General features: G+C 71.4%; 18 protein-coding genes and 1 pseudogene. 5 read left to right on the top strand and 14 right to left on the bottom strand.

Annotated features, from left to right (window positions below; genetic code table 11):
• Positions 1-31 precede the first annotated feature (31 nt).
• A complete protein-coding gene (locus AB0B33_RS22225; protein WP_247013750.1) occupies positions 32-514 on the top strand; it encodes a pyridoxamine 5'-phosphate oxidase family protein in 483 nt (160 codons plus the stop codon).
• Here the strand turns inward: AB0B33_RS22225 and AB0B33_RS22230 are convergent.
• Complete coding sequence (locus AB0B33_RS22230) at positions 511-2,223, bottom strand: BTAD domain-containing putative transcriptional regulator (protein WP_360774732.1); 1,713 nt, start codon at positions 2,221-2,223, stop codon at positions 511-513. The two genes, AB0B33_RS22225 and AB0B33_RS22230, sit on opposite strands and share 4 nt — an antisense overlap.
• 176 nt (positions 2,224-2,399) lie before the next feature.
• Positions 2,400-3,893 (bottom strand): glycosyl hydrolase family 18 protein, encoded by a 1,494-nt coding sequence (locus AB0B33_RS22235; protein WP_360774735.1) that lies wholly within the window; start codon positions 3,891-3,893, stop codon positions 2,400-2,402.
• 142 nt (positions 3,894-4,035) lie between these two features.
• Here AB0B33_RS22235 and AB0B33_RS22240 point away from each other — a divergent pair, with 142 nt between their 5' ends.
• The gene (locus AB0B33_RS22240) at positions 4,036-6,429 is read left to right on the top strand and encodes a Tex family protein (RefSeq protein WP_247013756.1); all 2,394 of its coding nucleotides are present in this window, start codon (positions 4,036-4,038) and stop codon (positions 6,427-6,429) included.
• A gap of 214 nt (positions 6,430-6,643) precedes the next feature.
• Positions 6,644-7,360, top strand: coding sequence for a hypothetical protein (locus AB0B33_RS22245; RefSeq protein WP_360774738.1), 717 nt, complete (start codon positions 6,644-6,646; stop codon positions 7,358-7,360).
• A 1-nt stretch (position 7,361) separates the two neighbouring features.
• Here the strand turns inward: AB0B33_RS22245 and AB0B33_RS22250 are convergent, their stop codons facing one another.
• From AB0B33_RS22250 to AB0B33_RS22270, 5 genes are read right to left on the bottom strand one after another with little or no spacing between them, the layout of a single operon-like run.
• Entirely contained in the window at positions 7,362-8,228 is an 867-nt protein-coding gene (locus AB0B33_RS22250) for a YwqG family protein (protein WP_360774740.1), read from the bottom strand.
• A 36-nt stretch (positions 8,229-8,264) separates the two neighbouring features.
• Complete coding sequence (locus AB0B33_RS22255; RefSeq protein ID WP_360774743.1) at positions 8,265-8,675, bottom strand: hypothetical protein; 411 nt, start codon at positions 8,673-8,675, stop codon at positions 8,265-8,267.
• Positions 8,672-9,436, bottom strand: coding sequence for a fumarylacetoacetate hydrolase family protein (locus AB0B33_RS22260; RefSeq protein ID WP_360774745.1), 765 nt, complete (start codon positions 9,434-9,436; stop codon positions 8,672-8,674). The genes AB0B33_RS22255 and AB0B33_RS22260 overlap by 4 nt, the downstream gene beginning before the upstream one ends.
• Complete coding sequence (locus AB0B33_RS22265; RefSeq protein WP_247025281.1) at positions 9,433-9,879, bottom strand: nitroreductase family deazaflavin-dependent oxidoreductase; 447 nt, start codon at positions 9,877-9,879, stop codon at positions 9,433-9,435. Before AB0B33_RS22265 ends, AB0B33_RS22260 begins: the two co-directional genes overlap by 4 nt.
• On the bottom strand, positions 9,879-11,585 hold the full coding sequence (locus AB0B33_RS22270) for an acyl-CoA dehydrogenase (protein ID WP_360774748.1): 1,707 nt from the start codon (positions 11,583-11,585) through the stop codon (positions 9,879-9,881). The genes AB0B33_RS22265 and AB0B33_RS22270 overlap by 1 nt, the downstream gene beginning before the upstream one ends.
• 234 nt (positions 11,586-11,819) lie before the next feature.
• Between AB0B33_RS22270 and AB0B33_RS22275 the strand changes: the two genes are divergently transcribed.
• Positions 11,820-13,421, top strand: a complete 1,602-nt coding sequence (locus AB0B33_RS22275) for a DEAD/DEAH box helicase (RefSeq protein WP_360774751.1) — start codon at positions 11,820-11,822, stop codon at positions 13,419-13,421.
• 63 nt (positions 13,422-13,484) lie between these two features.
• On the opposite strand, the gene AB0B33_RS22280 is transcribed toward AB0B33_RS22275, so the two are convergent.
• The 7 genes and pseudogenes from AB0B33_RS22280 to AB0B33_RS22310 all read right to left on the bottom strand — a co-directional run bounded on the left by AB0B33_RS22280 (position 13,485) and on the right by AB0B33_RS22310 (position 18,788).
• The gene (locus tag AB0B33_RS22280; RefSeq protein WP_247013773.1) at positions 13,485-14,426 is read right to left on the bottom strand and encodes an acyl-ACP desaturase; all 942 of its coding nucleotides are present in this window, start codon (positions 14,424-14,426) and stop codon (positions 13,485-13,487) included.
• Between the two features lie 106 nt (positions 14,427-14,532).
• Entirely contained in the window at positions 14,533-14,748 is a 216-nt protein-coding gene (locus AB0B33_RS22285) for a hypothetical protein (RefSeq protein ID WP_247013775.1), read from the bottom strand.
• A gap of 359 nt (positions 14,749-15,107) precedes the next feature.
• Positions 15,108-15,602 (bottom strand): annotated as a pseudogene (locus AB0B33_RS22290) (transcriptional regulator); the annotation flags it as partial.
• 32 nt (positions 15,603-15,634) lie between these two features.
• Positions 15,635-15,976, bottom strand: a complete 342-nt coding sequence (locus AB0B33_RS22295; RefSeq protein WP_360774756.1) for a helix-turn-helix transcriptional regulator — start codon at positions 15,974-15,976, stop codon at positions 15,635-15,637.
• Positions 15,977-15,998: 22 nt separating this feature from the next.
• Entirely contained in the window at positions 15,999-16,889 is an 891-nt protein-coding gene (locus tag AB0B33_RS22300; protein WP_247013779.1) for an ABC transporter permease, read from the bottom strand.
• Positions 16,876-17,667, bottom strand: coding sequence for an ABC transporter ATP-binding protein (locus AB0B33_RS22305; RefSeq protein WP_360774759.1), 792 nt, complete (start codon positions 17,665-17,667; stop codon positions 16,876-16,878). Before AB0B33_RS22305 ends, AB0B33_RS22300 begins: the two co-directional genes overlap by 14 nt.
• A gap of 62 nt (positions 17,668-17,729) precedes the next feature.
• Positions 17,730-18,788, bottom strand: a complete 1,059-nt coding sequence (locus AB0B33_RS22310; RefSeq protein WP_360774762.1) for an ABC transporter substrate-binding protein — start codon at positions 18,786-18,788, stop codon at positions 17,730-17,732.
• Between the two features lie 315 nt (positions 18,789-19,103).
• Here AB0B33_RS22310 and AB0B33_RS22315 point away from each other — a divergent pair, with 315 nt between their 5' ends.
• The gene (locus AB0B33_RS22315; protein ID WP_360774765.1) at positions 19,104-19,493 is read left to right on the top strand and encodes a hypothetical protein; all 390 of its coding nucleotides are present in this window, start codon (positions 19,104-19,106) and stop codon (positions 19,491-19,493) included.
• Positions 19,494-19,496: the final 3 nt, after the last annotated feature.

A 19,496-nucleotide genomic window follows, 5' to 3' on the forward strand; every position in this document is an offset into this window, starting at 1 on the left:
CCCACGAGCAATTCTCGCTAAGCTCGCCTCCGTGCAGCCCAACGAGGTCATCGACGTCCTGAACCGCCCCGCCAGCCAGGAACTCCTCGCCCGGACCATCGCTCGGCTCGGTTATGTCGCCGGAGACGGGACGCCGCGGGTGGTTCCGATCGGGTTCACCTGGAACGGTGCGGAATTCGTTCTCTGCACGGCCAAAAACGCCGCGAAAGTCCGGTCGCTGCGGAAGAATCCCGCCGTCGCCTTGACGATCGACACCGAAGCGCAGCCGCCCAAGATCCTGCTGATCCGCGGGAACAGCACCCAGGAGGCGCTCGACGACCTCCCCGCCGAGTTCCTGCGGCAGGCCGCCGGAATGCCGCCGGAGCAGGCCGCCGCTTGGGAAGCCGAGGTCCGCGATCTCTACGCCGACGGCATGGTGCGGATCAAGGTCACACCGTCGTGGGCCAAGCTGATCGACTTCGAAACCACCCTGCCCAGCGCCGTCGAAGAGCTGGTCCGCCGCAAGAACGGCTAGCCCGCCGACAGTTCCGCGGCCACCGAGACGTACGCGCGGATCGCTTCGTTCTCCTCCGACGCGCGCCACACCGGGACCGCGAGCATCGGCGGGATGTCCGGCACCGGGATCACCTTCAGGCCCGGGAACGGGTAGCGCTCGAGCAGCGAAACCACCGAAATGTGCAGGCCGATGCCGCGCGCCACCAGGGAAAGCATGTCCTCCGCGCCGATGCGGGTGCGGCCGATCAGCTGCGGGACGTCCTCCTCCGTGCGCGGGATCGGGCGGCCCGACGGCGTGACCGGCGGGGCCCACAGGTCGCGCGCCACCGGGTTGAGGGCCTTGCCCGGGTCGAGCAGCCGGTGGTCCGCGAGGTCCTCCAGGCTGACCGTCGTGCGCGAGGCGAGCGGGTGGTCGTCACGCAGCAGGAGGCCGCGGGGCACCGTCAGCAGCGCCGGGCCGGTGCGCAGGTTGGGTTGCGCGAACGAGCGCGTGTCGCCGCCCGGGGACCAGTGCAGCACCAGGTCGAGGTCGCCCTCGGCGAGCAGGTCCGTTTCGTTCCAGCGCTGGCCGATGCGGGTCGGGGTCAGGGTGACGCGGCACGCCGGGTGGCGGCGTTCGAACTCGGTCGTCACCCGCGTCACCAGGTCGCCGCCGAGGCTCGCCACGTAGCCCACGCGCAGGCGGCCGCCGATGCGGCGTTCGGCCAGCCGGGTCTCGGTGAAGATCGCCGCCAGCTCGGCCACGCCCGCGCGGGCGCCCGTGCGCAGCCGCTCCCCCAGCTCCGTCAGCCGGACGCCGCCCTCGCCGGACACCACCAGCGCGCCGCCGATTTCGGCTTCCAGCTCGCCGATCTCCTTCTCCAGCACGTCGGCCGTGCTGCGGACCCGCCACGCCGCGGCCTCGAAGTCGCCTTCGCGCGCCACGATCAGCAACGTCGCGACCGCGCGGATCGCGGCCAGCTCGATCAGCGACCCGGTCCGGGCGCCGGCCCGCGCGAGCGGCGCGTCCAGTTCGGGGTCGCCGGCCAGGATCCGGCGGTGCAGCTCCCGCAGCGCCGGGCCCGGGTCCGCACCGAGTGAGCCCGCCAGCCGCCGCCGGACGCGCTCGAAGTGCGCCAGCGCGTCCGCCTGCCGGCCGCTTCGGTAGTAGGCGAGGATCAGCTGGCCGGCCAGCCGCTCGTCGAACGGGTGGTCCGCGGCGGCCCGGGGCAGCTTCGCCAGCAGCGCCGCGTGCCGCCCGAGCCGCAGCGAGACGTCGTTGCGGTCCAGCCGGGCCGCGTGCCGCTCGGCTTCCAGGCCCTCCCGGACCCCGGTCAGCCACGGCGAATCCAGCCCGGCGAACGGTTCGCCCCGCCACAGCGCCAGCGCGTCGTCGAACAGCGCGGCCGCGGTGACGTCGCCCGCCGCGGCGCGCGCGAGCGCCACCTTCTCCCGGAACCGGTGCAGGTCGAGCGCGTCCAGGTCGACGCGCAGCAGGTAGCCGTGCGCGGTGCGGTCGATCGCGCACCCGGCGGCGCGCAGCCGCGAAAGGTAGCTGCGGACCGTCGCGGCCGCCCGGTGCGGCGGGCTCGCGCCCCAGACGCGCGTGACGAGCTGGTCGAGCGGCACCGGCCGGTTCGGCTCGGCCAGCAGCGCGGCGAGGACGTAGCGCCGCCGCGCGTGGCCGACGTCGAGGAGCGTGCCGCCGGACTCGGCTTCGAGGGTGCCGAGCACGCTGTAGCTGATCACCGCACTCCCTCCCCGACCTGCGGATTCCACGATTCCGCAACGTTCGCACACGCCGCGTCCGGCAGTGTAAGCGGCGCAGGCGCGGGTGCCGAGGGGACGGCGCGCGCCCGGCTGGGGGTGTCATGAAGGGGCCCTTCCGGACCTGGTCCGGAAGGGCCCCTTCATGGCGAGAACGGTTACGGCAGGCCCGCGAGCCCGGCCGAGACCGTGTTGGCGAACGCGTAGCCGTTCGTCGCGTCCCAGTTGATCGACCACGTCATCGCGCCGCGGATCGCCGGGTAGGTCGCCGACGGCTTGAACGAGCCGCACGACGTGCCCTTGGCCAGGCAGTTCAGCGCCGAGACCGTGTTGGCCGGTCCCTGGTAACCGCCGCCCGCCGCCTGTGACGACGCCGGCAGCCCGAGCCCGACCTGGTCGGCGCGCAGGCCGCCCTGCAGCTGGATGCAGGCCAGCGCGGTCAGGAAGTCGACCGTGCCCTGGGAGTAGACGTTGCCGTTGCAGCCCAGCATCGAGCCGGAGTTGTAGTACTGCATGTTGACGATCGTGAGGATGTCCTTGATGTTCAGCGCGAGCTGGAAGTAGCCGCCCTGCGTGGACTGCATGTCGATCGTCTGCGGCGCCATCGTGATGACCTTGCCGCCGCCGTTGTGGATGCTGCGCAGCGCCTGGCCCATGTAGGTGGCGTTGATGCCGTTCTCGAGGTCGATGTCGACGCCGTCGAAGCCGTAGTTCGAGATCAGCGACTTGATGCTGTTGGCGAAGTTGTTCGCCGAGGTCGAGTCGCTGACGCTGATCGTGCCGTTCTGGCCACCGACGCTGATGATGACCTTCTGGCCGCGCGCCTGGACCGTCTTGACGTCCGCCTTGAACTGCGCGTCGGTGTAGCCGCCGAGCTGCGAAGACAGACCGGAGTCGAGCGTGAAGCTCACCGCGCCCGGCGAGCCGGTGGCGTCGGCGAACGACACGGCGATGATGTTGTACTTCGTCGGGACGTCCGCCAGCTTCAGCGCCTTCGCGCCGTTGTAGAAGTTCTGCCAGTAGCCGGTGAGGACGTGCTTCGGCAGGTCACCCTGGGTCGGCGGCGGCGTGGTCGTCGTCGGCGGGGTGGTCGTGGTGGGCGGGGTCGTCGGCGTCGTCGGCGTCGTGGGGGTGGTCGGCGTCGTCGGGGTCGTCGGCGGCGGGGTGCCCGGGCCGTCGAGGTTGACGTCGTCGGCGTAGTAGGTCGGCTGGCCGTACCAGCCGTGCAGGTACACCGTCAGCGACGTGCTCGAGCCGGTCGTGAAGTTCAGCGACAGCTGCTGGTAGCCGCTGGTACCCGGCGTCCACGTGCTGGTCGTCGCCGACCCGGAGACGCCAAGGTAGACGTAGCTGCCCTGGACCCAGGCCGACAGCTTGTACGCGGTGTTCGCCGAGACGGTGAGCGTCTGCGAGCACTGCGCGTTGTCCGACGACGACGGCGACGCGCTCAGCGCGCGGCTCCCGCTGTGCACCGGGGTGCTCACCGCGGTCGGCGCGGTGGTGCAGGTCCAGCCCGAAGTACCGGCTTCGAAGCCGGGGTTGGCCAGGATGTTCGCCGCCGAAGCGCTGCCGGCGAGCACGAACGTCACACCGAGACTCAGCGTGACCACGGAAAGTAACGAAAGCAGAGCGATGCGAACCTTGGGGACCACGGAAGACCTCCGCTGTGGTGAGGCAGGTCACCACAAAATGGACTAGACCAATCTGATTGTCAAGGAGCCCCATCCGAAAGTCGGGGCGGCGGAAACGGCAGAATGTGACGATCGAAGCCAGGCGAAGCGGGAGCGTGTTGGAGTGAGCGTGTCGGTCGAGCAGAAGATCGCCGAAGAACTGGGCGTGCGCGAAGGACAGGTCAAGGCCGCCGTCGACCTGCTCGACGGCGGGTCGACCGTGCCCTTCATCGCGCGCTACCGCAAGGAAGTCACCGGCATGCTCGACGACGCGCAGCTGCGCACGCTCGAAGAGCGCCTGCGCTACCTGCGGGAACTCGACGAGCGGCGGCTCGCCGTGCTCGAGTCCATCCGGAGCCAGGGCAAGCTGGACGAGGCCCTCGAGGCCTCGATCCTCGCCGCGGACACGAAGTCGCGGCTGGAGGACATCTACCTCCCGTACAAGCCGAAGCGCCGCACGAAGGCCATGATCGCGCGCGAAGCGGGTCTCGAGCCGCTGGCCGACGGCCTGCTGAGCGACCCGGCGACCGACCCGCAGGCCGCGGCCGCGGTGTTCGTCGACGCCGACAAGGGCGTCGCGGACGCGCAGGCCGCCCTCGACGGCGCCCGCGCGATCCTCGTCGAGCGCTTCGCCGAGGACGCCGACCTGATCGGCGAACTGCGCGAGAAGATGTGGGGCCAGGGCCACCTCGTCGCCAAGGTCCGCGCGGGCAAGGAGGAGGACGGCGCCAAGTTCTCCGACTACTTCGACTTCTCCGAGCCCTACACCAAGCTCCCCTCGCACCGGATCCTCGCGATGCTGCGCGGCGAGAAGGAGGAGGTCCTCGACCTCACCATGTCGCCGGACGAGCCGACCGACGAGCCGCAGGTCGGGCCGACCGACTACGAGGCGCGCATCGCCGCGAAGTTCGGCATCTCGCAGCAGGGCCGCCCGGGCGACAAGTGGCTCGGCGACACCGTGCGCTGGGCGTGGCGCACCAAGATCCTCCTGCACCTGGGCATCGACCTGCGGATGCGGCTGCGCCAGGCGGCCGAGGACGACGCCGTGCGCGTGTTCGCGTCCAACCTGCGCGACCTGCTGCTCGCCGCGCCGGCCGGCACCCGCGCCACGATGGGCCTCGACCCGGGCTTCCGCACCGGCGTCAAGGTGGCCGTCGTGGACGCGACCGGCAAGGTCGTCGACACCCACGTCATCTACCCGCACCAGCCGGCGAACAAGTGGGACCAGTCGATCGCCGAGCTCGCGGCGCTGTGCGCGCGGCACAAGGTCGACCTGATCTCGATCGGCAACGGCACGGCGTCGCGCGAGACGGACAAGCTCGCGATCGAGCTGATCAAGAAGCACCCCGAGCTGAAGCTGACGAAGGCGATCGTGTCCGAGGCGGGCGCGTCGGTGTATTCGGCGTCGGCGTTCGCTTCGGCCGAGCTGCCGAACATGGACGTCTCGCTGCGCGGCGCGGTCTCGATCGCCCGGCGGCTGCAGGACCCGCTGGCCGAGCTGGTCAAGATCGACCCGAAGTCGATCGGCGTCGGGCAGTACCAGCACGACCTGTCCGAGGTTTCGCTGTCGCGCTCGCTGGACGCGGTGGTCGAGGACTGCGTGAACGCGGTCGGCGTGGACGTGAACACGGCTTCGGCGCCGCTGCTGACCCGCGTCTCGGGCATCACGACGGGGCTGGCGGAGAACATCGTTTCGCACCGCGACACGAACGGGCCGTTCCGCTCGCGGACGGCGCTGAAGGAGGTCGCGCGCCTCGGCCCGAAGGCCTTCGAGCAGTGCGCGGGCTTCCTGCGCATCCCGGACGGCGACGACCCGCTCGACTCGTCGTCGGTGCACCCGGAGGCGTACCCGGTGGTCCGGCGGATCCTGTCGACGACCGGCACGGACCTGCGCTCGCTGATCGGCAACACGCGGACGCTGTCGTCGTTGAAGCCGGCGGACTTCGTCGACGACACGTTCGGCCTCCCGACGGTGACGGACATCCTCGCCGAGCTGGACAAGCCGGGCCGCGACCCGCGCCCGGCGTTCAAGACGGCGACGTTCGCGGAGGGTGTCGACAAGATCGGCGACCTCAAGCCGGGCATGCGGCTGGAGGGTGTGGTGACGAACGTGGCGGCGTTCGGCGCGTTCATCGACGTCGGCGTGCACCAGGACGGCCTGGCGCACGTTTCGGCGCTGTCGAAGAACTTCGTGAAGGATCCGCGCGAGGTCGTGAAGCCCGGCGACATCGTGAAGGTGAAGGTGCTGGACGTCGACGTGCCGCGCAAGCGCATCTCGCTGACGCTGCGCCTGGACGACGAGCCGGGCGCCCCGTCGGGCAATCGCGGCGGCGGAGGCGGCGGCCAGCGCGACCGCGGCCAGGGCGGCGGCGGTGGCGGTCAGCGCCGCGGCGGTTCCGGCTCGGGCGGCGGTCAGCGTGGCGGTGGCGGCGGTGGCGGCAGCCGGGGCGGCAACTCCGGAGGCGGCAGCGGCTCGATGGCGGATGCCCTTCGCCGGGCCGGGTTCGGCAACAAGTAGCGCGAGGTTCGTGAAGGCCGTCTTGAGGAACTCGAAGTTCCTCAAGACGGCCTTCACGGCGTTTCGGGAGAGCAATCACCCGGTCGGCGCAACATTGGTGACGGAACGGATACGGCGGACCGGAGATCGTAACGCTGCGCGACAGCGGGCCGAACTATTCACCGTTCAGCCCCGCACGCCGGGGATTTTCCGCCCGAACCCGGGAGACGCCGCCATGACCGCTCCGTACTCGCCGCCCCCGGCCGGCTACCCGTACCCGGCCCCGATGCCCGTCAAGAAGCCCGCGAAGTTCGCCGCGCTCGCGTGGAGCGCGGTGATCCTCGGCATCGTCGGGGTGGTCGGCTCGCCGGTCATCTTCCTCAACAACCTCACCGCCGTCGTCGCCGGCGTCGGGTTCGTGCTCGGCGTGATCGCCCTCTTCGGCAGCAAGAAGGTGCTCGCCGCCATCGGCGTCGTACTCAGCGTCCTGGCGATCGTGTTCACCGTCATCGCGCAGAACGCCGCCGTCGAAGACCTGAAGGACAAGCTCGGGCTGCCCGCCACCGACGACAACGCGAGCGGCCAGACGTACTCGATCGGGCAGACCCACCGCGGCACCGACGTCGACATCACCATCGCCGACGCCAAGGCCTTCACGACCAGCGACGTCGCCGCGCCGAAGCAGAACGCGCCGGCCACCAGCTTCCAGGTCACCCTCGCGAACCACTCCGCCAAGCCGTGGTCGGCGGCCATGCTCATCATGCAGGCGACGGCCGGCAGCACCACCGCCGAGCAGGTCTACGACACGGACTTCGAGGGCTCTCCCAGCCAGGACATCCTGCCCGGCAAGGAACTCACCTACCGCATCGCCTTCGTGGACGCCCCGGGCGACCTGACCATCCAGGTCGGGTCCGTCGGCGGGGACAAGGTGTACTTCGTCCACAAGCGCTGAGTCACCCGCACTGCAGGGTGCACCTCGCCCGGTCGAAGCGGCCCGCTTCGAGGTCCTCGGCCCGGATCACCCAATACAACATCCCGGCGTCGCCCCAGATCATGCCGGCGTCGTCGTCGCTGTCGAGCTGGGCGAGCAGCACCCAGCGGGCCGCCTCCTCGACCAGACCGGGGTCCTGGTGGCCGCCGAGCACGTTCGCCGCGACCTCGATCTCCACGGCGCCCTGCACGGGGGCGGCGAACCCGCCGATCTGGTGGTGCGGGCCCTTTTCGTGCAGTTGCCAGACCAGCTGGCCGAAGACCTCGGCGCCGACGTACTCCCCCGGCAGCTCCACCATCTCGGCCGCCTCGGCCAGGGTCTCGCCGCTCGCGGTCTCGGTCTGGTCGAGCAGGATGTGCTCCTGCTCCGGGGCCGTGGCCACGACCTCGCCGAAGAGGTCCCGCGCCGGGTAGGGGTCGACGCCGTCGGGGGCCGCCCGCTCGGCGGCCGGGACTCCCGCGGGCACGAAGACCACCCGGCTCGCCTCTGCGTCTTCGAGCATCGGGGTGTCGTCCGACTCCCGGCGGTCGGCGTCGAAGGAGAAGAACAGGAGCGTGCCCGCTTCCGGCAGCGGGATGCTCAAGAACTCCCGCGGCAGCGCGGCGCAGTCCACCGCCGCCAGGAAGTCGAGCGGCCCGCGCCCCGGCCACTCGGGCCACGGCACGTCCTCAGGCAGTACCGGTGCCCCGCCCAGCCGGCCCACGCGAGGGCCCGGCCCTTCGGAAACCAGCCGGATGCCCGGCCGGAACAGCCCGGCCCACGCGGCAGCCACCTCGGGGGGCAGCCACTCGTCGGCGAGGGCGCTGAGTCGATCTCTCCAAGACGTCACCGGGACATCGTGGCAGGGGGCACCGACAAAAACGGCTCAGCGGAGCGCGAAGAGCCCGATCGCGAACAACGCCACCGGCACGACGGCCGCCGCCGAGCTGATCACCCCGGTGCCGTTGCGCCAGCCGGCCGGGGAGTCGTCCAGCACCAGCCGCCGGACCAGTGCCGCCTCGATCACCGCCAGCAGCAGGAAACCGAAGCCGACGCTGAAGATCGCCGCCGCACCGACGAACAGCAGCCCCGACGTCGACGCCGCCCCGAGCGGCGCCGCGACCTCCCACCGGACCACGCCGGCGGCCGCCGCGAGCAACGCCAGCAACAGCACGAAGGCGACGAGGAAGCCGATCCGCGCGGTGGACTGGTGCTGGCCGCGCGAGAACCACCAGAGGCCGGCGTCGAGCGCCACGACGAGCACAGCGAGCACCACGAAGCCGGGCCGGATCGTCATGCGGCGAACCGCACTTCGACGCTGCCCAGCTCGCCGAAGTCCGCCAGGACCCGGCCGCCCGCGCGGATCGGGCACGGCGGGGTCGCCGTTCCCGTCGTCACGATGTCGCCGGGGCGCAACGCGAGGCCGTGGCGAGGGAGCTCCATCGCCAGCCAGTGCAACGCCAGCCTCGGGTCGCCCAGGACCAGGCTTCCGCTGCCGCGCGAAAACTCTTCGCCGTTCGCGTGCAGGACCACCGGGCGGCGGGGGAGGTCGAGGTCGCGCCAGCCCGGGACCGGGCGGCCCTCGACGAAGCGGCCCGCGCACGCCATGTCCGCCAGCAGCTGCGGGCCGCCCGCGTGCTGGTGGTCGGTGTAGCGGCTGTCCGGGAGCTCCACCGCCAGGAACATCGTGTCGACCGCGTCGAGCACGCCGGTCAGGGACGGCGACAGGCCCGGGTCGGCCTTCAGGCGGAACGCGAACTCGGGTTCGGCGACGCCCATCGTCATCGTGTCGGCCGGGACCGCCTCGCCCTCGGTGTGCTGGAAGCGCGCGAACATCGCGCCCGGCAGCGGGCCGGGGACGTCCAGGTACTGCCGGGCGTACACCGTGGTCGCGGCGATCTTCCAGCCCGACACCGGGCCGGCCAGCTCGGCGAGCGCCGTCTGGGCCGCCATGCCCTCCGCGGCGTCGCACGGGCGGGCGTCGGGCGGCAGCCCGTCCAGGCGCTCGCCGGTCTGCCACGCGTCCCAGATCAGCTCCGCCGCCCGCTCTCGGTTCACGCTCTTGATCTTGCCAAGCGGAACACCGGGTGTCGATCGGCTTCCGCCGCGAAGACGTCCGCCGGGTCGCTGAGCTTCGCGTCGAAGAACGGCGCCGTCACCGGGATCTTGCGGACGTAGGTGCGCAGCACCGGGCCGGCCGTGGCGGCACCGGCCTCCTCGACCTCCCACGTTTCGCGCCTGCGGCCGCGCCGGAGCCGGGCGGCCGGGTCGGCGCGCAGGTTGTGCACCCAGCCGACCTGGCCGTACGGCGAGACGAGCCAGCGCTCGCCGTCGACCTCGAGGACGTTGACCGGAGTGGTCCGGTCCACGCCGGTGCGGCGCCCGCGCGTGGTGAGCAGGAACCCGGTGCCGCCGGTGACCGGGATCCCGAGCGCCAGCAACGCCGTCACGACGACGTTCGCGGCCTTCCGCGTCACGCCCAGCCGGTACTTCCTCGCCATCACGGGGTCATAGCGTAGACCCCGGAAAGCTCCCGCACGCGGGCCCAGACGTTCTCGAACCGCGCGGTGTCCACCACCGGCTTCCGCACCGCGGCCAGGGCGATCGCCTGCTGGGCTCCGGTCGAGCTCGCCTTGCCGTTGAGGTCCACCGCCGCGGCGCTGAAGTCCTGCACCAGCACCGCGAAGATCTGGTCGGCGACCTCGTCGTCGAGCCCGGTGATCCGGGCCTGCTCCAGGACCAGCTGGCCGTACACGATCAGCGTGAACAGCTCGGTCAGCGCGAGCCCGAAGTCGAGGTCGGCCTGCTGCGCCTCGTCCAGCGCCGCCTCGGTGAGCAGCTTGACCAGGTACCCGGCCTGCTCGGTGAACAGCGCGACGTTCGGGATGTGCGCGGCTTCGGCGTACGCGGTCTTCCAGTCGTGGAAGCGCACCTTCGACAGGCCGCGCGCCGGGCCCTGGCGGAAGAGGAACTCGTCGTCCGCGGCGTCGGTGCGGGTGCCGACCGGCGCGTACTCCTGCGGGGCGAACAGGTACGCGGGCATGAACTTCGCGATCAGCGCGAGGTTCACCGCCACCGTGCCTTCGAGCTTCGGGAGCCCGTCGATGTCGTTCTTGGACATCGCCAGGTAGGTGTCGGCTTCGAAGCCCTTGGCCGCCACGACGTCGGCGACCAGGCCGATCACCTTCTGCGCCTCGGTCGTCACCTTCATCTTGGTGATCGGGTTGAAGAGCAGGTAGCGGCGGTCGTCCGGGTTCGCGCTGCGGAAGTAGTCGACGGCGCGGTCGGAGAACAGCTTCATCGCGGTCAGCCGCGCGTACGCCTCGACGAACTCGCGGCGCACGTGCGGGAAGTCGGTGACCGGATTGCCGTAGAGGACGCGGTTGTGCGCGTGCGTGATGGCCTCGTACAGCGAGTGCGTCGCCATGCCGATGCCGCCGAAGCAGAGGTTGAACTTGCCGATGTTGACCGTGTTCAGCGCGGCGCTGAAGGCTTCGGCGCCGACGTGCAGGATGTCCTCGGCGCGCACCGGGTAGTCCTCGAGCCGGAACTCGGCGACGTACATCTGCGACGGCACCACGTTCTTGACCACGTGGTAGTTCGGGTGCTCGGAGTCGGCGTAGAAGAAGACGTACTGGTCCGGGCCCTCGACACCGTCGATGCGGCCGAAGACCGACACCGTGCGCGCGCAGTTGCCGTTGCCGATGTAGTACTTCGAGCCGGTCGCGCGGTAGCCGTCGCCGTCCTCGGTCAGCACCAGGTCCGAGGAGTAGATGTCGGCGCCGTGGTCCTTTTCGGACAGTCCGAACGCGCCGACTCCCCCGGCGTCCAGCGCGTCCGCCGCGCGCTTGCGGGCGACGTCGTTGCCGCTCTGCCACACCGGCCCGAGGCCGAGGATCGTGACCTGCCACGGGTACCAGTAGTTCAACCCGTAGAACCCCAGGATTTCCGAGAGCGCGGCGACGCGGGCGGTGTCCCAGCGCTTGTCCGGGTTGCCGCCGGCGTTCGCGGCGGGGGTCAGGAAGGTCGAGAACAGGCCTTCCTTGCCCGCGAACTCGAGGAAGTCCGCGTAGAAGGTGCGGCTGTGGTAGTCCTCGGTCAGCTTCGCCTTGCCGCGCTGTTCGAACCAGTCGATGGTGGCGCGCAGCAGGCGCCGGGTCTCGGCGTCGAAGTGCGCCGGGTCGTACTCGCGCGGGTTCAGCAGCATGGGGGTCCTCCTCGATTACCGACCGGTAACTTAGCAAGGCGGCGCGAGTGCGGGCAATCTCACTGGGGGTACGTCACCCTTCCCCGCTATACTGATCATGCGGGCCGCTCAGTTCTGCCTCGGCCCGCTGCTGTTGTCGACTACCACGCGCCGCGGCCGCACGCCGGTCTGCGCCGGGCAGGACAACCCTTCTCATGTTACGGAGACCAGGGCACCCGCGTGCCCGCACGACTTATGAGTACTTTCGCTGAACTCGGCCTGCCCACCCCGCTCGTGGCGGCGCTGGCCTCCCAGGGCGTCACCGAGCCCTTCCCCATCCAGGCGGCGACCCTGCCGCACACCCTCGCCGGCCGGGACGTCCTCGGCCGCGGCCGCACCGGCTCCGGCAAGACGTACGGCTTCGTGCTGCCCGTGCTCACCCGCCTCGCCGCGGGCCCGACGCGGCGCAAGCCCGGGCGCCCCCGCGCGCTGATCCTCGCGCCGACGCGCGAGCTCGCGACGCAGATCGAAGCGTCGATCCTGCCGCTGGCCAAGCCGCTGGGCCTCCGGACCACCACGATCTTCGGCGGCGTCAGCGCGAACCCGCAGATCACGAAGCTGCGCGACGGCGTCGACATCGTCGTCGCCTGCCCCGGCCGGCTCGCCGACCACATGCGCTCCGGGCACGTGAAGCTCGACGCGATCGAGATCACCGTGCTGGACGAGGCCGACCACATGGCCGACCTGGGGTTCCTGCCCGAGGTGCGGCGGATCATGGACCAGACGCCCTCGCGCGGGCAGCGGATGCTGTTCTCCGCGACGCTGGACAACGGCGTCGACGTGCTGGTCAAGCGCTTCATGAACGACCCGATCACGCACAGCGTCGACTCGGCGCAGTCGCCGGTGTCGACGATGGAGCACCACGTCCTGCACCTCGAGGAGACCCACCGGCTGCCGGTGCTGGTCGACCTGACCGCGGCGCCGGGCCGCACGCTGGTGTTCACCCGGACGAAGAGCCGCGCGAAGGCGCTGACGCGCAAGCTCGTGGCTTCGGGCGTGCCGGCGGTCGAACTGCACGGCAACCTGGGCCAGAACGCGCGCACGCGCAACCTCGAGGCGTTCTCCTCGGGCACGGCGAAGACGCTGGTCGCGACCGACATCGCGGCCCGCGGCATCCACGTCGACGACGTCCGGCTGGTCATCCACGCCGACCCGCCGGTCGAGCACAAGGCGTACCTGCACCGCTCGGGCCGCACGGCACGCGCGGGCGCGTCGGGCACGGTGGTGACGCTGATGACCGATGCGCAGGTCCGCGACGTGCGCGACCTCACGCGCAAGGCGGGCATCAAGCCGACGACGACCCAGCTCGGACCGGGTCACCCGCTGCTGGCGGAGCTGGCCCCGGGCGAGCGGACGTTCTCGAAGGCCCCCGCGGTCGACAACCGCCCGAAGAAGGTGACGGCGTCCGGCGCGGCGCCGGGTACCGGTTCCGGACGCGGGCGTCGCGGCGGAGCGCCGAAGGAGAACCGCGGCGGCCAGCAGGCCCGCGTGCGGCGTGAAGACCAGCCCGGTTCGGGCCGCTCCGGCGGCGATTCGCGCCGGTCGGGTGGCACTTCGGGTGGCTCGCGCCGCTCGGGCGCTCCCGCTTCGGGTGGCTCGCGCCGCTCGGGTGCGCCGGCTTCGGGCGGTGCCCGCCGGTCGGACGCCCCCGCTTCGGGCGGCACCCGGCGCACGGGCGGCGCGGCCGCGTCCGGCGGCTCCCGTCGCGCGGGCGCCCCGGCCACGGGCAACCGCACCGGCGGCGCGGCGGCTTTCTCGTCGGGCACCCGCGCGGGCGCCCGGCGCACCGGCCGCTGAGCTCAGCGTTCGTGAAGGCCCCCTTGCGGAACTCGAAGTTCCGCAAGGGGGCCTTCACGCAGGTCAGAGTGCGGGCAGACCGCGGGCGGCGGCCCGGGCGGCCGCGGCGTCACGACGTTCCTCGAAGCGCGCGGCCTGCGTGTCCAGGGTCTTGATGAACGCGGCGAGCTCTTCGCGCGCGGTCTCGCCGACCTCGCCGAACCCCTCCCGGTCGAACACCCTCCAGTAGCGCAGCAGCGGCATCACGACGTCGTCGTGGTGGATGCGCAGGTCGTAGATGCCGGCCTTGGCGATCAGCGCCGCCTTGCGGGCGAAGCTCGGGATGACCGCGCCGGGCATCGCGAAGTCGACGACCTCGTCGGTGATCGCCCGCATCATGGCGTCCGGCGAGATCTCGAACGCCGCCTTCACCAGGTTCCGGTAGAAGACCATGTGCAGGTTCTCGTCGGTGGAGACGCGGGCGAGCAGCTTCTCGGCCAGCGGGTCCTGGGTGTAGCGGCCGGTGTTGCGGTGCGAAAGGCGCGTCGCGAGCTCCTGGAACGAGACGTAGGCGCAGACGCGCAGCAGCGGCTTGTCGCCGGTTTCGTAGCCGGCCTGCATGGTCTCCATGCGCATCCGCTCGAGCTCGACCGGGTCGACCGCGCGCGTGACGAGCAGGTAGTCCCGGATGCAGATGCCGTGCCGGCCCTCCTCGGCCGTCCAGCGGTGCACCCAGGTGCCCCAGGCGCCGTCGCGGCCGAAGGCGCGCTCGATCTCGCGGTGGTAGCTGGGCAGGTTGTCCTCGGTCAGCAGGTTGACCTCGAGCGCGGTCCGCGCGATCGGCGTGACGCGCGACTGCTCCGGATCCCACGCCTCCCCGCCGAGGTCGGCGAAGTTCCGCCCCTCACTCCACGGCACGTATTCGTGCGGCATCCATTCCTGCGCTGCGGCGAGGTGGCGGTTGAGGTTCTCCTCGACCGTCCCCTCGAGCTCGTACATGAGTGCGGTGCTCTCGGGAACGGTCATGCGCGCGTCCTTCCGGGGATCGGGGGGCGTGACCTACGGAACCGTAACTTACGGAGCCGTAGGTAACGACAACGAACGCGGAACCGGAAGCGTTCCGAGAGCGATGTCACCTCCGCCGGCTTTTCACCCACCACCAGGCCCCGGCCCCGGGAACGAGCGCGAGCAGCCCGGCCGACACCCCGGCGGGCAGCAGCGCGACGGCGGCGCACAGCTCGGCGAGGAGCAGGGCGGCGCCGATGACGACGACCCGCAGGAGGCGGATGGTGTTGCGGGTCCGCTCGGCCGAGGCGACGACGTGGGTGAAAGCGTCGACCACCTTCACCGCGCCAGCTCCCGGGCTTTCGAACCGCGAAGGGCGAAGCGGAGGGCCGGGAGGCGGCTGAAGAGGCGGAGGACGTAGAGCAGCTGAGCTCGGCGAGGGCGGGCCGACTGGGCGAGGTCGTCGAGCTCGCTGAGGTACTCGTCGAAGTAGCGCTCGCGCTCGACGGCGGGGACGGCCCGCGACGCCCATTCGGCGGCTCGCTGGGACGCGCGAGCCACCGGCCGCCGAGGCACCACGGCCGGAGGGCCGTCCGGCTCGGGTGTGGCGGCAGTCGACCGCGCTTCCGCCAGCGCTCGGCAAAACGCCTCGAGCTCGATGACCGCTTCGACGAGCCGCGCCTTCACCGGCGCAGCGGCTCCGGCTTCCAGCAGTTCATCGGCCCAGACAAGCTCCGCCTCGGCCGCCGAGCGGCAGAATTCGCCTCCGTACTGCTGCTCCAAGGTCCGGAAAGCGCGCGTCGCGGCCTCGACTTGGCGCACTTCGACCATCCCGATCCGCTCGGGCACCGGCCGACGCCACGGGGAGGTGCCCGGCTCCGATCCGAAGACCGCCGCGCCCATGGTCACCTGGTAGGCGTGCGCGAGAAACTTTCGCCGCTTCGCCGCTTCTTCTTCGTCGACCGGTGTCACCGTGGTTTCGTCGTAGGCGAGGCCCAGGTAGCCGCGCGGAACGCCGAGACCGTCGGCGATGCGCTCGAGCACGTCGTAGGCCCAGACGCCGCGTCCTTTGACGATCTCCGCCACCTCGGACTGCCGGTGGCCGGTCATCGCGGCGATCCGGCGCTGCGGGACACCGGACTCCCGCAGCAGGCGGAAGACCTTGCCGATGTCGCGCACCGCGAGCGCGGCTCGCATCTCGCGCCTTTCCCACATGTCCGCGGGAACGTTCACGAGGTTTCCCCCGCCCGCCCCGGACGCAGCCGGCCCAGCGCCTTGGCCGCCGGGGCCGCCCGGTGCAGGGCGGCCCGGACCGTGGCGAGGTTGTTCGGGTCGAGGCGGTAGTACCGCCGCCGTGGCCGGCCCTCGTCGCGGGCGTCGATCTCCTCCCAGCGGCTGGTCAGCCAGCCCGCCTTCTCCAGCCGCGCCAGGATCGGGTGGATCGTGCCGCTCGCCAGGCCGGCCGCCTCGCAGAGCTGGAGGCCGTACATCTCGCGGTCCGGGTCGTCGATCAGGACGTGCAGGACGAGCTGCGTGGGCAGCGTCATGCGTGGTCCGCGGTCACCAGCCATGCTAGAACTCTACCTAGGGGCACTACAGCGAAGCAGTAAGCCCCCGCGCGCGCAGCACGGCCCGCTCCAGCGGACGGAACACCAGCAGCTCGATCCCCACCCCGACCAGCAGGATCAGGAAGATCGCCGCGATCACCGTCTCCATGCTGTTGAACGACGAGCCCTGGTTCAGGTACGCCCCCAGCCCGATCCCCAGCTGCGGGGACAGCGCGATCAGCTCCGCGGCCATCAGCGAGCGCCACGAGAACGCCCAGCCCTGCTTCAGCCCCGCCAAGAAGCCCGGCAGTGCGGCCGGCAGCAGGATGTGGCGGGCCGAGGACAGGCGGTTCGCGCCCATCACCTGGCCGACGCGGGGCAGGATCGGCGGGATCTGGTCGATGCCGGACACCAGGCCGTTCGCGATCGACGGGACCGAGCCCAGCAGCACGACGAAGTAGATCGCCGCGTCGTTGATGCCGAACCACAGGATCGCCGCCGGGACCCAGGCCACCGACGGGAGGCTCTGCAGGCCGCTCAGCAGGGGGCCGATCGCCGCGCGGACCAGGCGGACCTTGGCCACCACCAGGCCCAGCGGGGTACCGATCAGGACGCCGACGAGGAAGCCGAGCGCCGCGCGGTGGACCGACGTCCAGACGAAGCCGAAGACCTTGCCGTCGGTGACGTTGCTCCAGAACTCGTCCCACACCGCCAGCGGCGCCGGCAGCTGCGACTCGGGCCAGAACGCCGCCGCCCAGAGGATCTGCCAGACGACGACCAGGAGTACGAGCGCGCCCAGGGGCGGCAGGAACCCCCAAGCGAAGCGCTTCCAGAAGCTGGGCCGGCGTTCCCCCACCGGGGCGTCGAGGGCGTCGAGGCCGGACCCGACGGCTTCGAGGTCCTCGACCTCCGCACCGGCCCGGTCAAGCTGCGGCATGGGTGCTGATCACCTCGCGCAGGTGGCCCGTGATTTCCTCGGTCAGCTCCTCGGCGTCGGCCAGCGGCACGTCCGTCCACTCGCGCACGACCCGGCCGGGCCGCGACGACAGGAGCACGACCCGCTGGCCGAGCCGGACCGCTTCGCGCACGTCGTGCGTCACGAACAGCACCGACGTGTTCGTGCTGCGGTAGACGCGCAGCAGCTCGCCCTGGAGGCAGTCGCGGGTGATGGCGTCGAGCGCGGCGAACGGCTCGTCCATCAGCAGCAGCGACTGCTCCGGGTCGCCGCCGACGCGCAGGGTCGCCGCCAGCGCCCGGGCCAGCGCGACGCGCTGCCGCATGCCGCCGGACAGCTCGTGCGGGCGCTTGTTCGCCGCGTCCGTCAGCCGGACCAGTTCCAGCAGCTCGGCGGCCTTTTCGCGGCGCTCGGCCCGGCCGAACCCGGCCAGCCGCAGTGGCAGCTCCACGTTGCGGGACGCGGTCAGCCACGGCATCAGCGCGGCCTCCTGGAACATGACCGCGGGCCGCGACGTGTTCAGCGTGATCTCCCCCGCCGACGGCGCGTCCAGCCCGGCGACGAGGTTCAGCAGCGTGCTCTTGCCGCAGCCGGACGCGCCCAGCAGGCAGACGAACTCGCCGGGCGCCACCGTCAGGTCGACGCCGTCGAGCGCGACGACCGCGCGACCGGCCGGGCCGAACGTCTTGCGCACGCCGTCGAGCCGCACCGCGGTCGCGCCGGTGAACCGGGGCCGGCCGGTCGGGAGGGTGGTGGTCATCGCTGGCTGCCTCTCCACATCACTCTCGGTTTCGGGGGTTCCGGGTCGCGGAGCCCCCGGTTTCACTTCGTCAGTTCGGGAGCTTCGACGGCGGGCAGGTTCTTGGCCTTCAGCACCTCGTTCAGCGGGCCGAAGTCGGCGAAGCCCTTGAGCGCCACCGCCGTCTTCACCACGCCTGCCGTCACCGAGTCCTGCGCGAGCTGCGGGAATTCGGCGGCGACGGGGTCGGTGGTCAGCTCGATGCCGGAGAACGCACGGTCCAGGACCGCGGCGCTCAGGGTACTGCCGGCCAGCTCCTTGAGAGCGCCGTTGACCACGGTCTTCGCCTCCGCCGGGTTGGCCTTGGCCCAGTCGATCGCGGCGAGCTCGCCCTTCAGCAGCGCGCGGACGGTGTCCGGGTGCTGCTGCAGGAACTCGCTGCGCACGATCACGACGGTGGTCGGGAAGCGCCCGCCCGGCCACAGGGTCTTCTCGTCGACGAGCACCTTCGCGCCGGCGTCGAGGACCAGCCGGGACGCCCACGGCTCGGGCAGCCAGCCGCCGTCGACCTCGCCCTTCTTGAAGGCGTCCAGCGTCTTCGGGTTGTCGGTGTTGGTGATCTTGACCTGGTCGGTCAGCTTCTTGCCGGCCAGGAACTTCTTGAGCGCGACGTCCTGGGTGTTGGCCAGCTGCGGCGTCGCGATGTTCTTGCCCTTGAGCTGCTCGACGTCGGTGATGTCCGGCTTGACGACCAGCTGCGCGCCACCGGAGACGGCGCCCGAGATCAGCTGGATGGCACCCTTGGACTTGGTGAAGGCGTTGATCGCCGGGCCGGAGCCGAGGAAGGCGACGTCGAGGGAGCCGCCGAGCAGGGCGTTGACCTCTTCGGGGCCGGCGTTGAAAGTCTGGGTGGTGAGCTTGGTCGAGCCGAGCTCGTTCTTGAAGAAGTCCTTCTTCGCGCCGATGAGCGCGGGAGCGTGGGTGACGTTCGGGAAGAACCCGACGCGCACCTCGCCGGCGGTGCCCTGGTCGGCGGCCGGCGCGGCGCTGCTGTCCGCGCGTGAACAGCCGGCGAGCACGCCCGCGACGGTCAGGGCGGCCAGCGCCGAGGCCAGGAAGCGGGTTCTGTGGTGGGTGCGCACGTCAGCGTCGCCTTTCGGGATCGGTGTTCGGGGCGAGGTTCGCACGGTCACCCACTAGGGCGCATAGCCATCCGCATCCCGGGAATTCTCGTGAGATTCCTTGACATCGGCGGCGCGTGCCCCTACTGCGGACCGTTCGACCAGGTGGAGCGTGGTGCGGCAAGAGCATGCTGGGTCGCCGGGCCGGACGCGAGGGCCCGCGCTTTCTTCCCGGCATCCGGGAAGAAAGGCCGCTTCGGAGAAATCCCGTAACGCGGGCAACCGCCGACGTCACCCGAACGTGGTACCGGTGACGACCGATCCGGGAGGGAAGAGATGACGAGCACCGCACATCGACGAGGCCACGGCGTCGCCGGCGTCCGCGTGGCGCTGGTCGTGCTGTTCATCGGACTGGGCCAGGCGTCCTTCGAGTGGCTCCGGTCACTCGGCATGGACGCGGTGACGAGCCTGGTCGTCTGGGCGATCCCGGTCGTGACGGGCGCGGCCGTGGCGCTGGTCCTGTGGCTGGCCTCGGACCGCGCGTTCTCGCTGCGGACGTGGCTGCCGGTGGCGATCTGCATCCCGGTCTACATCGCGGGCGCGTTCGGCCTGGCCACGGCAACGGCGAGCCTGGTGGCATCGATCGTCAGCGGCGTGGGCCTGGGCATCGCGGTGGTGGCGGTGGCCGGCCTCCTCAGGTCCCGCCGGATCGAGGCCGGCCACTAGCGG

Source organism: Amycolatopsis sp. NPDC049159 (genome assembly GCF_040648295.1).
In the GTDB taxonomy this organism is placed as follows: domain Bacteria; phylum Actinomycetota; class Actinomycetes; order Mycobacteriales; family Pseudonocardiaceae; genus Amycolatopsis; species Amycolatopsis pretoriensis_A.